Source organism: Streptomyces sp. WY228, from assembly GCF_019287315.1.
GTDB classification, from domain to species: Bacteria; Actinomycetota; Actinomycetes; order Streptomycetales; family Streptomycetaceae; genus Streptomyces; species Streptomyces caviscabies.
Genome location: NZ_CP079114.1, coordinates 4,323,590 through 4,336,899, shown reverse-complemented (window position 1 = coordinate 4,336,899; position 13,310 = coordinate 4,323,590). Strand labels below are relative to the sequence as shown.

Sequence of the window (13,310 nt, the reverse complement as noted above, 5' to 3'; positions counted from 1 at the left end):
GGTGGCCCCACAGGGAGGCCCTGTTCCGGGCCCTTCGGGTCCTGCCTGGTCCCGTCGGGCTCGATATCCATCCTGCCGCGCGGCGCGGGCCGTGAGGCCCGGCGAAAGACCTCGATGGCGGGGACGTAGGTCCTTAAAGAGTGCGTCAGTGATCAGAAGCGACCAGGGAACCGCCAGGGAGCGGGCGGCGAACGGCCAGCGGATACGACCATTCGTGCGGATACAATCGCCCGATCGCACGTGGGGTCGATGGGGAGGCAAGGATTGTGGCCAAGGCAAAGACGATCATCATCTACATATTGGTGGTCTTCGTGCTGTACACGATCATCATGTCTCCGCAGCGGGCCGCCGAACTGGTCCAGGTAGGGTTCGAGGGCATTTCCACCGCCGCCCAGAGCGTCGGTGACTTCATGTCAGAACTGGTGAAGTAGGAGACCCACGATGATCCGCCACCTGGTCCTCTTCAAGCTGAACGAGGGCGTCGAGCGGGACGACCCGCGGGTCGTCGCCGGGGACCGGGCCTTCCGGGAGCTGGCCGGGCAGGTCCCGGAGCTGGAGTTCTGGGAGTGCGCCTGGAACATCACCGACCGGCCGATCGCGTACGACTACGCCATCAACTCCGCCGTCGCCGACGAGGACGCCCTCAAGCGGTACATCGAGCACCCCGCCCACCAGGCCGCCGCCGGACAGTGGCGCGAATTCGCCACTTGGGTGATCGCCGACTACCCCTTCTGATCCCGCTCACGGGGGCCGGTCCATCCCGGTTCCACCCAACCCCTCGCCGTTCCGGCGGGGGGTTTCCTTGTTCCTTTTAAACCCTTATGCCGTCAACACGGCACTATGCGGTGCTTGCACACAGTGGACATGTCTTGTGATGCTATGACCGCTTTTGACGGATGAGTTGACCGTAGTTGACCGCAAAGGGGTGGCGTCACCGTGCCGGCCAGTACAGCGCCTCAAGTGCCTCCCCAGACCGTCCAGACCGTCGAGACCGTCCGGGCCGAGGACATCCAGACCGAGACCCCGGACCCCTCGACCCGGCCCGCCAGAGCCCGCGGCGCCGACACCAGGGCGCTCACCCAGGTCCTCTTCGGTCAGCTCAAGAACCTGGAGCCGGGCACTCCGGAACACGGCCGGGTCCGGGACGCCCTCATCGAGGCGAACCTCCCCCTCGTGCGGTACGCCGCCGCACGGTTCCGCAGCCGTAACGAGCCGATGGAGGACGTCGTCCAGGTCGGCACCATCGGTCTGATCAACGCCATCGACCGGTTCGATCCGGAACGCGGGGTCCAGTTTCCGACCTTCGCGATGCCCACCGTCGTCGGCGAGATCAAACGTTACTTTCGCGACAATGTGCGCACCGTTCACGTCCCCCGCCGACTGCACGAACTCTGGGTCCAGGTCACCGGCGCCACCGAGGACCTGACGACCGCTCACGGGCGGTCCCCCACCACCGGCGAGATCGCCGAGCGGCTGAAGATCTCCGAGGACGAGGTGCTCGCCTGCATCGAGGCCGGGCGCTCGTACCACGCGACCTCGCTGGAGGCCGCCCAGGAGGGCGACGGGCTGCCCGGCCTGCTCGACCGGCTCGGTTACGAGGATCCCGCGCTCGCCGGGGTCGAGCACCGCGATCTCGTACGCCACCTCCTCGTCCAGCTTCCCGAGCGTGAGCAGCGCATCCTTCTCCTGCGCTACTACAGCAACTTGACCCAGTCTCAGATCAGCGCCGAGCTCGGCGTCTCCCAGATGCATGTGTCAAGGCTCCTCGCCCGAAGCTTCGCCCGACTGAGATCCGCAAACAGGATCGAGGCGTAACCGGAACGGGTAGACCGTCCACAGAGCAGTTCTGACGGCATAAAAGGGCTACACCCCCTGTTTCCAGGGCGGATTCGGCGCTGACTTGTCGACATGTCACTACAGCGTGTTGCCGACATGTGACATTCTGCTCGAAGCGCGTTTGCCGCAGCCCCGCCTCCGGTATTCAGGTGGAGGCTGCGTTCCTCCGATGGTCGCGGCCACCGCGACCGTCCGCGACCTCAAGGGGGTGGCATGTCCGAAGAACAGGGCAGCTCGAAGGTGCTCACGCTCACGAAGAGCGTGCCGGCACCCGCCGTGCTCACCAGCTCGCCGGAAGCCATCGACACCCGCACGCTGTCCCGCTCCCTGTTCCTGCGGCTCGCCGCGCTCGGCCCCGCCTCCGGGCCCGAGGGAACGGACAGTCCGGAGCGGACCTATGTGCGGGACACACTGATCGAACTGAACCTCCCGCTGGTGCGGTACGCCGCGGCGCGGTTCCGCAGCCGCAACGAACCGATGGAGGACATCGTCCAGGTCGGCACGATCGGCCTGATCAAGGCGATCGACCGGTTCGACTGCGAACGCGGCGTCGAGTTCCCGACGTTCGCGATGCCCACCGTCGTCGGCGAGATCAAACGCTTCTTCCGTGACACCTCCTGGTCCGTGCGGGTCCCCCGCCGTCTCCAGGAGCTGCGGCTCGCGCTGACCAAGACCAGCGACGAGCTCGCGCAGAAGCTGGACCGCTCGCCGACCGTGCCGGAGCTGGCCCGCGCGCTCGGGGTCTCCGAGGAGGACGTGGTCGACGGTCTCGCCGTCGGCAACGCCTACACCGCCTCCTCGCTCGACTCCCCCTCGCCCGAGGACGACGGCGGCGAGGGCTCGCTCGCCGACCGCCTCGGCTACGAGGACTCGGCGCTGGAAGGCGTCGAGTACCGCGAGTCGCTGAAGCCGCTGCTGGCCAAGCTCGCCCCGCGCGAGCGACAGATCATCATGCTGCGGTTCTTCGCGAACATGACGCAGTCACAGATCGGCGAGGAGGTCGGCATCTCCCAGATGCACGTCTCCCGGCTGCTCACCCGCACGCTCGCGCAGCTCAGGGAAGGGCTCATCGCCGACTGAGCCGGTAGCCGGAAAGACGAGTGGGCCGGCCCAGCCGGAAAAGCGGTTCACGAGGCTTCATATGTGACGAAGCGTCAGACACACTGACGCGATGCGACGTCAGACATGCGGATCCACCGGCCGCCGGGGCAGCGCCATCGCCGCCTCGGCGGCCGCGCTGTGCCTGGGCGCTGGCCTGCTGTCCGGCTGCGGCAGCGGAACGGGCGACGGTTACGTGGCCGTGGGCGCGGCCGCCGAAGACCCGGACAGCCCCTCCGGCGGGGACGGGCGGCCTTCGGGCGAGGTGACGCTCACGCCCCTCGACGCGAGCGGCGGGGGTGCGGCGAGGGGTGGGGACAATACGTCCCCTTCTGCGGCGCCTGCCTCCGGTGCGAACGCCTCGCCGGGCCCCAAGGGCCGCCCCGGGCCCGGTGGCGGGAGCGGGAGCGGTGGGGAGCGTTCGGGGGCGGTCGGCGGTCAAGGCGGTGCGGGTGCACCCGGCTCGCCCGGTTCATCAGGTTCATCAGGTGGGGCGGGGGCGAAGCCCCCGGCTCCCTCCAAGCCGTCCACGCCCACCGAACCCTCCACGCCTCCGAAGCCCGGCGGCGGGTCCTCCGGCAGCCCGGAACCTCCCGCGCCGCCCCCGGCCCCGGCCGCGCTGACGCTGAGCGCCCCGGAGCGTGCGGCGGCGGACAAGCGGTGGTGCGAGAAGGTGACCGTGGAGTTCCGCAACACCGGCGGCTCCCCGGCGCGTTCCGGGACCGTCACCTTCGCCACCCACATCATCGGCACCCTCGGCGTCGACTGGGCGACGATCACCTCGTCCCAGCCCTTGCCCGCCCCGATCGCCGCGGGTTCGACGCGCTCGAAGACGTACACCGTCTGTGTTGAGTCCTGGCGGGTACCGCTGGGCATGAGCGTCGAGACCCAGGACGTCTCCGCCGAGTGGGAGTGATCCGGGCGGACCCGCGGAATCCGTAAAGCCTGCGGAACTCGTAGAGCCCGCTGAAGCCGCAGGGCCCGCTGCTGTCGTTCGACCCGCTGAATCCACTGAATCCGCGCAGCACGCTCGAAGCCGCCCCGGACGCACGAAGGCCGCCCGGGGCGGAGCGGGAGCCGGTCGGTCGTGGCCCCGCCGTCCGTCCCCCGTGCGGCCGGATCGTGCGGTCGTGCGTGATGTCCTGCGTGCTGCCCCGCGTGATGTCGTGATCAGCCCGGCACAAGCGTGCGAGCCGGTCAGCCCAGTGCGAGCCAGGCCACCGCGCCGAGGACGACGACGACCGCGATCACCGCCGCGATCACCCCGACTCTCGGCCCGGACGAGGTCGCCGCGGGCTGCTGCCGGCGCTGCGGCTCGCCCTCGTCGACGAAGGCGCGGAACATCTGCGTGCTGCCCGCCGGGTCGTGGTTGCCCTCGGGGCCCGGCTGAGGGGCGTGGGGGTTGTGTGCCATGGGGCAGGACCCTAGCGAACTCGGGGCCCCGGCCCAACCCCCGGGGCCACCCGGGGCACCCCGCTCCACCTGCGGCGGCCCGCCCGAAGATCGCCCCACAGCCCCGTGGAGAGCAGGTGGCGCCGCGCTTGACCTCGGCCCTACAGAGGCTTTTGCGTTCCTTTACTTCTGCAAGGCCGTTTTCGTTTGCCTGCAGCAACCAACGGCTTCTATCGTTGCCCTAAGCAACAACATGGTCGTGAGTGTGCTGGGGGTTCCCGTGGCCGCACGGAGTAGTTACGAGGAACTGGCCCGGCAGCTCAGTGCCGTCGGGGCCGTCAAAAGAGGGCTCGCCCGAGCCCTGCCCTCCGAGTGTCCCGCGGGATCCGCGGCCGTACTGACCCTCCTGGACCGGCACGGCGAGATGCGGATCAGCAGGCTCGCCGAGCTGCTGTCCGTGGACATGTCGGTGACCAGTCGGCACGTGGCCCATGTGGCCGATCGCGGCTGGATCGAGCGGTCTCCGGACCCGGCGGACAAGCGGTCCCGCATCCTGCGGCTGACCCCCGGCGGGCACGAACAGCTCGGCGAGCTGACCCGGCGGACCACCGAGATGTTCGCCCACAACCTCCAGGACTGGTCCGACGAGGACGTCGGCCGGCTCATCGCGCTGCTGTCCCGGCTGCGTGACAGCTTCGCCTGTCGCGGATCCGGCGGCTGCGCCCCCGGACGTCACACCGGCGAGTGCAGGACCCGCCTCGGCGACGAGGCTCACACCCGTACACCTGTGTAACAGAAGCAAATACGCACGGATAAGGAACTCAATGGCTACGACCACACCCACCGGTGTGCGGGGCGGCCACGCCAAGCACGGAGGGCACGGCGGCGGCAACGCCTCCGGCGCCCCCGACGGCACGCCGATGACACACCGGCAGATCATGGAGGCGCTGACCGGGCTGCTGCTCGGCATGTTCGTCGCGATCCTGTCGTCGACGGTCGTCTCCAACGCCCTGCCCGAGATCATCTCCGACCTCGGCGGCGGCCAGAGCGCCTACACCTGGGTCGTGACGGCCTCGCTGCTGGCCATGACCGCCACCACCCCGCTCTGGGGCAAGCTCTCGGACCTCTTCAGCAAGAAGCTGCTGGTCCAGATAGCCCTGATCATCTACGTCCTGGGCTCGGTCGTCGCCGGTCTGTCGACCAGCAGCGGCATGCTCATCGCCTGCCGGGTCGTCCAGGGCATCGGCGTCGGCGGGCTCTCCGCCCTCGCGCAGATCGTCATGGCCGCGATGATCGCCCCGCGCGAGCGCGGCCGCTACAGCGGCTACCTGGGCGCGGTCTTCGCCGTCGCCACCGTCGGCGGTCCGCTGCTCGGCGGCGTCATCACCGACACCAGCTGGATGGGCTGGCGCTGGTGCTTCTACGTCGGCGTGCCCTTCGCGATCATCGCGCTGATCGTGCTCCAGAAGACCCTGAAGCTCCCGGTCGTCAAGCGCGAGGGCGTCAAGGTCGACTGGTCCGGCGCGTTCTTCATCAGCGCCGCCGTCTCGCTGCTGCTGGTCTGGGTGACCTTCGCGGGCGACAAGTACGACTGGCTGTCGTGGCAGACGTACGTGATGGTCGCGGGCTCCGCCCTGCTCGGCCTGATCTTCGTGTTCATCGAGTCGCGGGCCAAGGAACCGATCATTCCGCTGCGCCTCTTCCGCAACCGCACCATCACGCTGGCCTCGATCGCCTCGCTGTTCGTCGGCATCGCGATGTTCGCGGGCACCGTCTTCTTCAGCCAGTACTTCCAGCTGGCGCGCGGCAAGTCGCCGACGATGTCCGGCGTCATGACCATCCCGATGATCGCGGGGCTCTTCCTCTCCTCGACCGTCTCCGGCCAGGTCATCACCAAGACGGGCCGCTGGAAGGCGTGGCTGGTCAGCGGCGGCTTCCTGGTCACGGCCGGGCTGGGGCTGCTGGGCACGATCCGGTACGACACCCCGTACTGGCACGTCGCGGTCTTCATGTTCGTCATGGGCCTCGGCATCGGCATGATGATGCAGAACCTGGTCCTCGCCACGCAGAACCAGGTCGCTCCCGAGGACCTCGGTTCCGCGAGCTCCGTCGTCACCTTCTTCCGGTCCCTCGGCGGTGCGATCGGCGTCTCGGCGCTGGGCGCCGTGCTCGGCAACCGCGTCACGCAGTACGTCAAGGACGGCCTCGCCGCTCTCGGTCCCGAGGGCGCCAAGCTCGGCCACGGCGGCACCGGCGGCGGGGGCATCCCCGACCTGGACAAGCTGCCCGAGCCGTTCCGCGTGGTCATGGAGGCCGCGTACGGGCACGGCGTCGGCGACGTCTTCCTGTACGCCGCTCCGTGCGCGCTGATCGCCTTCATCGTGACGATCTTCATCAAGGAGGTCGCGCTGAAGAGCAGCGCCGGGAACGACACCCCGGTCGACACCCCGGCCGAGGCTCCGGCGGCCGTCGAGACGGCCGAGGCCCCCGTGCCCGCCGCCGTCGGCGCGGCCGGGCTGGTCTCCGAGGGCGCGGCCGGGGTCACCTCGGTCGACACGGCCGACGCCGAGGCCGACGCCCTTGCCGCGGGCGGCGGTGCCGGTGCCGGTGCCAGTGCCGCGTACGAGAACGTGCACGACACCGTCCAGGGCACCCCTGTCCGCGGTGTGGTGCGCGGCGCGGAGGGCGCTCCGGTCGCCCGTGCGGCCGTCACGCTGATCTCGCTGGGCGGCCGTCAACTCGGGCGTTCGGTCGCCCGGTCCGACGGCGGCTACACCCTCGACGCCCCCGGCTCCGGCAGCTATGTGCTGATCGCCTCCGCCGACGGCTACCAGCCGCAGGCGTCCACGGTGGTCGTCGGCGAGGAGCCGCTGGCCTTCGACATCCTGCTGTCCGGTACGAGCGGGCTGGCCGGAACCGTCAGGGCCGAAGGGTCCGGCACTCCGGTCGACGGGGCGATGGTCATCGTGACCGACGTCCGGGGCGACGTGCTGGCCACCGGCACGTCCGGCCCGACCGGTGAGTTCGCCTTCGGCGAGCTGATCCCGGGCTCCGTGACCGTCGCGGTCAACGCGGCCGGCTTCCGGCCGCTGGCGCTGCCGGTGGAGATCGGCGGCCAGGGCGTCACCCGCGTCGAGGCCACGCTGCGGTCCGGTGCGCTGGTCCAGGGCGTCGTGCGGGCCGGGTCCGCCCGGAGCCCGCTGACCGACGCCCGGGTCACGCTGATCGACGCGGCGGGCAACGTGGTCGCCACCGCGACGACCGGCGAGGACGGGGCGTACGCCTTCACCGACCTGGACACGGGCGAGTACACCGTCATCGCGACCGGCTACCCGCCGGTGGCGGGCTCCCTCACCGTCAGCGGCACGGGAGTCGACGGGCACGACATCGAACTCGCCCACCCGGGTGAGTGATTGATCCCTCGGACGCGGGCGCACGTGCACCTATAGGGATGCGCGTGCGCACGTGAAGGGATCGCGAAGACCCCTGGTCGGACGGCACTTCCAGCGGAGAGGCTGTCACGACCGGGTGGAAAGGGGCCCCGGAGGCGGATACGGCGGGCAGGGGACGGCCTGCCGTGTCCGCCCCGGGGCCCGACTCATTTCCCGACGGCACGGCCGGACGGGTCATCGAGCCAGGGCTTCTAGGAGAGGTACGGATGGGACTTCGCGCACAGGTACGGACGCGGGACGGCTGGGCGGTCCAGCACGCCGTCGTGACGGTCACCGACATGACCGGCGCCCAGGTGCTGCGGGCCGCGGCCGACGAGGACGGGGCGGTCCGCACGGACGGTTCGCTGGCGGCCGGCGCGTACACGGTGATCGTCACGGCGGTCGGGTACGCCCCCGCCGCCTCCACCGCCCTCGTCACCGCGAGCGGCCGGATCGAGGCCGGCCAGATCGTGCTGGCCCGCCAGGGCGGGGTGGAACTGCCGCCGCCGGGCGCCTGGTCGCTGGACCCCGCGCACTCCTCGGTCGGCGCGGTCGCCCAGCACCTGGGGATCTCCAGCGTGCACGGCCGCTTCACCGACTTCGGCGGCCGGATCGAGATCGCCGAGGAGATCGGGAGTTCCCGCGTCGACGCGGTGATCAGGGCGGCCAGCATCGACACCGGCAACGGCATGCGGGACAAGCATCTGCGCTCGCCCGACTTCCTGGACGTGGACCGGTTCCCGGAGATCGCCTACAGCTCCACCGGCCTCGCCCCGGCCGGGCCCGACCGCTGGACCGTGCACGGCGAGCTGACGATGCACGGGGTCTCCCGTCCCGTCGATCTGGACCTCAGCTACCTCGGCACCGGGCCCGACCCGTGGGGCGGGGTGCGCGCGGCCTTCCACGCCACCGCCGAACTGCGCCGCGACGACTTCGCGATGAACTACAACCAGGTCGTCCAGGCGGGCATCTCCGCGATCGGCACGACCCTGCGCGTGGAGCTGGACATCCAGGCGGTGCAGGGCGAGGCGCTGCCCGTGCCATGACCCCGGCCCGCCTCGCGCCGGTCGCGCGAGGCGTTGCCCGGACAGCGGTTCGGCCCGGTCGTGGGGCGAGGGCGCTGCCCGGGCGGGTGCCGTCCCGCCCGTGGGGGCGAGGCGCTGCCCGGCCGGGTGCCGGGCCCGGTCGTAGGGTGGTGGGCATGGCACCGAACATCGCGACCAACACCGCCGTGGAGCTCGACGAGTTGCTGGCGTTCGTACGCCCCCGGCACCGGGCGGTCCTGCTCACCGCCCGGGCCGACGGCCGCCCCCAGGGCTCCCCGCTGACCTGCGGCGTGGACGACTCGGGGCGGATCGTCATGTCGACGTACCCCGAGCGCGCCAAGACCCGCAACGCGCGGCGCGACGAACGGGTCAGCGTGATCGTCCTGTCGGACGAGTGGGACGGGCCGTGGGTGCAGATCGACGGTACGGCGGAGGTCATCGACGCCCCGGACTCCGTCGAGCCGCTCGTCGAGTACTTCCGGAACATCTCGGGCGAGCATCCGGACTGGGACGAGTACCGGGCGGCGATGGTGAAGCAGGGCAAGTCGATCATCCGTGTCACCCCGGAGCGCTGGGGCCCCGTCGCCACCGGCGGCTTCCCGGCCCGCCTCGCCCCGGGGAGCTGACCCCGCGATGACCACGACGCCGCTGCCCGCGCCCGACGAACTCGCGCGGGCCCGGCTGCTGGTCGCGCCCTCGCTGGACGGCGGCCTGGTACGGGAGCTGGAGCGGATCGCCGGCCGTGCGGCGGAACCCCTGACGGACGTCCCGCCGTCGCCGTCCGGCGTACCGCTCCTGTGCGTGGGCGAGACGCTGCCCGAGGCGCTGCGGACGGACCGGCTGCTCTGGTTCCACAGCGTCAACGCGGGCACGGACCCGCTGCTCTCCGCCGGCCCCTGGCCCGCCCCGGCGCTGCTGACCCGGACCGTGGGCCGGATGGGCGAGCGGATGGCCCAGTACGTCCTGGGCTGGATCCTCGCCGAGTGCCAGGCCGTACCGGAGTTCACCGCCCAGCACGACCGCGCGCACTGGGAGCGCCTGCCCACGGAGCTCATCGCCGGGCAGACCGCCCTGATCTACGGGACCGGCCGCATCGGCGCGGCCGTGGGGCGGCTGCTGAGGGCTTGCGGGGTGCGCACGGTGGGCGTCGCCCGCACGACGCGGTCGGGGCCGACGCCCGGCGCCGAGCGTGGGGTGGTGCCGGGCGCCGCCCCGGTGGTGCCGGGCCCCGGACCAGGGGTGCCGGGCTTCGATCTGGTCGTCGGGGCCGGTGAGGACGGCGGGGCGCTGGCCGAGGCGCGGTGGGTGATCTCCACGCTGCCGTTGACCACGGCCACCGAGGGCTTCTTCGGGGCCGCCCGGTTCGCGGCGGTGCGCGGGGCGACGTTCGTCAACGTGGGGCGGGGCGCGACCGTGGACATGAGCGCGCTGGAGGACGCGCTGCGGGACGGCCGGGTGCGGCGGGCGGTCCTGGACGTGCTGCCGACGGAGCCGGCCGCGCCCGACGACCCGGTGTGGAGGCTGCCCCGTACGGTCATCACCTCGCACTCCTCGGGCATCACCGCCGACGAGGACGTGGCCGTGGACTTCGCCGCCTGCTGGGAGGCCGTGACGGCGGGCCGGCGGCCCGGGCTGACGGTGGACGTGGGGCGCGGCTACTGAACGCGCGGGGGCCGGTTCACGGCGAAGGCGTGCCGGTGCCGGTCCGGGCGCTCATCGTCTCGATGCCCGCGATCAGCAGGTCCAGCGCGAAGACGAAGTCCCGCTCGCGCATCTCCTCGACGGTGTCGCTGCCCCGGGCCGCCATGATGTCGTCGGAGTACGCGGCGATCTCCCGCATGTGCGGCTGCGCCCTGATCGTGCCCATCGCCCGCTGGTGGTACTCGTCCTGCGTGAGCCCGGTCGCGTCGCAGCGCGCCTTGAAGTGGCCCTCGACGGTGCCGAATCCGTACACGAACTGGAAAACCGCCGAGAGCGCGCCCGTCTGCCGCTCCAGGGGCAGGCCGGTGGCCCGGACGATGTCCTGGACGGCGTACGAGAACAGCATGGAGTTCGGGCCGATGTTGAGGAACGTCCCGGCCAGCGGCGAGATCCAGATGTGGCGGACGAGGAGTTCGCGGTAGCTGCGCGCCAGGTCCCGCAGCCGGTCCCGCCAGTCGTCGGCCTCGCGCGGCGGGGCGATCTCGGCGTAGACGGAGTCGAGCGCCAGCTCCAGGAGGTCGTCCTTGGTGTCGACGTACCAGTAGAGGGACATCGCGGTGACGTCCAGTTCGGCGGCGAGCCGGCGCATGGAGAACTTGGCGAGTCCGTCGGCGTCCAGCAGCCGCACCGACGCCTCGGTGATGCGGGTGCGGTCCAGGCCCGCCGGGGACTCCGCCCTGCGGGAGCGTGAAGGCGTCCGCCGGTCCAGCCACACGCTGGTCCGTACGGTGTCGGTCGCGCGGTCGGATGCGGACGCGGACGCCGACGTTGACGCGGCGTCGGGCGCGGGCCCGGAAGCTGACGCTGACGCTGACGCGGAGTCAGGGGCGGGCCCGGAGTCGGGCGCGGACGCTGACGCGGAGTCGGGATCGGGCGCGGACGTGGGCTCGGCCCCGGACGCGGACACCATGGCGCACTCTCCTCGTCTGTCTCGGACCGGCCCACCGAGCCGTCCTGCCGGAAGGACGACGTACCGGACGCTTACGGTCCGGTACGCCGTCCCGTCCGATGCTATGCCGCCGGTCCCGTCGAGTCTGCCCGGTCCCCGGCCTTCCTCAGCCGATCGCCCTGCTCAGAAGGGTCGTCCTGGTCGGCGGCAGCGCCGTTCCCGGCCGGGGCGGGGCTCTCCGCACCGGCGGCGGGCGCACCGGAAGCCGTCCCGGCCGCACCGGCCGGACCGGCCACCGCCGCCTCCAGCCGCTCGGCCCGGCGCAGCAGGAACGCGGCGAGCAGACCGCCCGCCAGCACCGCGACCGCGCCCGCCAGTTGGCTGACCTCAAGGCCCGAGGAGAAGGCGTCCTTGATCTGCTCACGGGCGGCGGGCCCGTCCGCGGCGGCCAGGGCCGCGGGCAGCGAGGTGGCGCCGACGGCGGCCGGTACGAGCGCGGAGAAGCGGGCGTTCAGCACGGCGCCGAGCACCGCGACCCCGAGCCCGTTGCCGAACTCCGCGAGCGTGCCGTTGACCCCCGCGCCCACCCCGGCCTTCTCCGGCGGGATGGCGCTCATGATGGCGTTGGCCATCGCGGGCATCGCCAGCGCGATCCCCACCCCCATCACGAGCAGGCCGAGCAGCATCCCGCCGTACCCGTGCCGCCCGAGCAGCGCGATGGCGGCGAGCCCGGCCGCCAGGCAGCTCATGCCCGCCGCGATGACGGCGGGCGTCCCGGCCTTCCGCACCATGCGGGCGCCCAGTCCCGCCAGGTTGAGGACGACCACGGTCAGCGCCATCGGGGCGGTCCGCAGCCCCGCCTCCAACGGCCCGTACCCGAGGACGAACTGAAGGTGCTGGGTGAGCAGGAAGAGCGAGCCGGTCATCCCGAAGGCGACCAGGAGCGCACCCGCCACCGCGCCGACGAACTTCTGGTTCCGGAAGAAGTGCATGTCGAGCATCGGGTACGGGATGTGCAGCTCCCACAGCACGAATCCGGCCAGCACGGCGACGCCGATGAACGCCGTCAGCAGCACCCGGCCGGACGCCCAGCCGTGCTCGGGCCCGGAGATGATCGCGAAGACCACGGCGGTCATACCGATCGTGGAGAGCAGCGCGCCCAGCAGATCGGGCCGGTCGCCCTGCACGATCCTGGACTCCGGTACGAGCCGGGCGACGGCGATCAGGCCGATCAGGGCGACCGGGATGTTGATGAGGAAGATCGCGCCCCACCAGAAGTGATCGAGGACGAACCCGCCGAACAGCGGGCCCGCCGCGAAACCGAGGGAGGCGACGGTGGACCAGATGCCGATCGCCTTGACCCGCTCGGTCTCGTCGAAGATCTGGACCACGACGGCGAGCGTGGTGGTGAGCAGCAGCGCGCCGCCGATGCCCATCCCGGCGCGGGCCGCGATGAGCTGGCCGGAGGACTGGGCGAGCCCGGCCACCAGCGAGCCGACGCCGAACAGGGCGAGGCCCACCATCAGCATCTTCTTCCGCCCGTAGCGGTCGGCCGAGCTGCCCGCGGTGAGCAGCAGGCCCGCCTGGACGAGCGAGTAGGAGTTGATCATCCACTGCACATCGGCGGTGGAGGCGTTCAGCTCCGTGGTGAGGGAGGGGATCGCGACGTTGAGGACGGTGTTGTCGAGCAGCACCGTGAGCTGTGCCAGGCAGATGACGCCGAGGATCAGCCAGCGTTGCGGATGTCCCTGGGGGGAGAGGTCGTTTCGCTCTGCGGCGGGCGCCGTCATGCGGGCTCCTTGGGCTCCATGGGTCGACCGGAGCGTGATCGCGCGACCGGTGGTTGTACGGCGTACAGGACACCGTGTTGTACACCGTAAGACAGCCCTGTACGACGTACAAGTCGATTTCCGTGGG

The 13,310-nt window shown here is 71.4% G+C and carries 13 protein-coding genes; 10 read left to right on the top strand and 3 right to left on the bottom strand.

The annotated features are described in order from the left end of the window. Positions 1-266 precede the first annotated feature (266 nt). The 5 genes from KV381_RS18950 to KV381_RS18930 all read left to right on the top strand — a co-directional run bounded on the left by KV381_RS18950 (position 267) and on the right by KV381_RS18930 (position 3,850). Positions 267-431 (top strand): hypothetical protein, encoded by a 165-nt coding sequence (locus KV381_RS18950; RefSeq protein WP_007446295.1) that lies wholly within the window; start codon positions 267-269, stop codon positions 429-431. A gap of 10 nt (positions 432-441) precedes the next feature. Next, entirely contained in the window at positions 442-735 is a 294-nt protein-coding gene (locus KV381_RS18945) for a Dabb family protein (protein WP_015610041.1), read from the top strand. A gap of 225 nt (positions 736-960) precedes the next feature. Next, on the top strand, positions 961-1,815 hold the full coding sequence (locus tag KV381_RS18940) for an RNA polymerase sigma factor SigF (RefSeq protein ID WP_373307589.1): 855 nt from the start codon (positions 961-963) through the stop codon (positions 1,813-1,815). 234 nt (positions 1,816-2,049) lie between these two features. Continuing rightward, a complete protein-coding gene (locus KV381_RS18935; protein WP_018958648.1) occupies positions 2,050-2,916 on the top strand; it encodes an RNA polymerase sigma factor SigF in 867 nt (288 codons plus the stop codon). 91 nt (positions 2,917-3,007) lie between these two features. Next, positions 3,008-3,850 carry a hypothetical protein gene (locus KV381_RS18930; RefSeq protein ID WP_218785765.1) on the top strand — a complete coding sequence of 281 codons (843 nt, stop codon included), beginning with the start codon at positions 3,008-3,010 and terminating at the stop codon, positions 3,848-3,850. Positions 3,851-4,131: 281 nt separating this feature from the next. Here the strand turns inward: KV381_RS18930 and KV381_RS18925 are convergent, their stop codons facing one another. Then, positions 4,132-4,347, bottom strand: a complete 216-nt coding sequence (locus KV381_RS18925) for a hypothetical protein (RefSeq protein ID WP_030077455.1) — start codon at positions 4,345-4,347, stop codon at positions 4,132-4,134. A gap of 259 nt (positions 4,348-4,606) precedes the next feature. On the opposite strand from KV381_RS18925, the gene KV381_RS18920 reads away from it, so the two are divergent. From KV381_RS18920 to KV381_RS18900, 5 genes are all read left to right on the top strand, one after another. After that, entirely contained in the window at positions 4,607-5,119 is a 513-nt protein-coding gene (locus KV381_RS18920) for a MarR family winged helix-turn-helix transcriptional regulator (RefSeq protein ID WP_218785764.1), read from the top strand. A gap of 31 nt (positions 5,120-5,150) precedes the next feature. Continuing rightward, the gene (locus KV381_RS18915) at positions 5,151-7,739 is read left to right on the top strand and encodes an MFS transporter (protein WP_218785762.1); all 2,589 of its coding nucleotides are present in this window, start codon (positions 5,151-5,153) and stop codon (positions 7,737-7,739) included. Positions 7,740-7,984: 245 nt separating this feature from the next. Next, complete coding sequence (locus KV381_RS18910) at positions 7,985-8,803, top strand: YceI family protein (RefSeq protein WP_218785760.1); 819 nt, start codon at positions 7,985-7,987, stop codon at positions 8,801-8,803. 155 nt (positions 8,804-8,958) lie between these two features. Continuing rightward, entirely contained in the window at positions 8,959-9,429 is a 471-nt protein-coding gene (locus KV381_RS18905; protein WP_030077451.1) for a PPOX class F420-dependent oxidoreductase, read from the top strand. Between the two features lie 7 nt (positions 9,430-9,436). Next, positions 9,437-10,465, top strand: coding sequence for an NAD(P)-dependent oxidoreductase (locus KV381_RS18900; protein ID WP_218785758.1), 1,029 nt, complete (start codon positions 9,437-9,439; stop codon positions 10,463-10,465). A gap of 16 nt (positions 10,466-10,481) precedes the next feature. Here KV381_RS18900 and KV381_RS18895 read toward each other — a convergent pair whose 3' ends face one another. Next, positions 10,482-11,414, bottom strand: coding sequence for a TetR/AcrR family transcriptional regulator (locus KV381_RS18895; RefSeq protein WP_256995096.1), 933 nt, complete (start codon positions 11,412-11,414; stop codon positions 10,482-10,484). 101 nt (positions 11,415-11,515) lie between these two features. Further along, positions 11,516-13,183, bottom strand: a complete 1,668-nt coding sequence (locus tag KV381_RS18890; RefSeq protein WP_230543449.1) for an MFS transporter — start codon at positions 13,181-13,183, stop codon at positions 11,516-11,518. Positions 13,184-13,310: the final 127 nt, after the last annotated feature.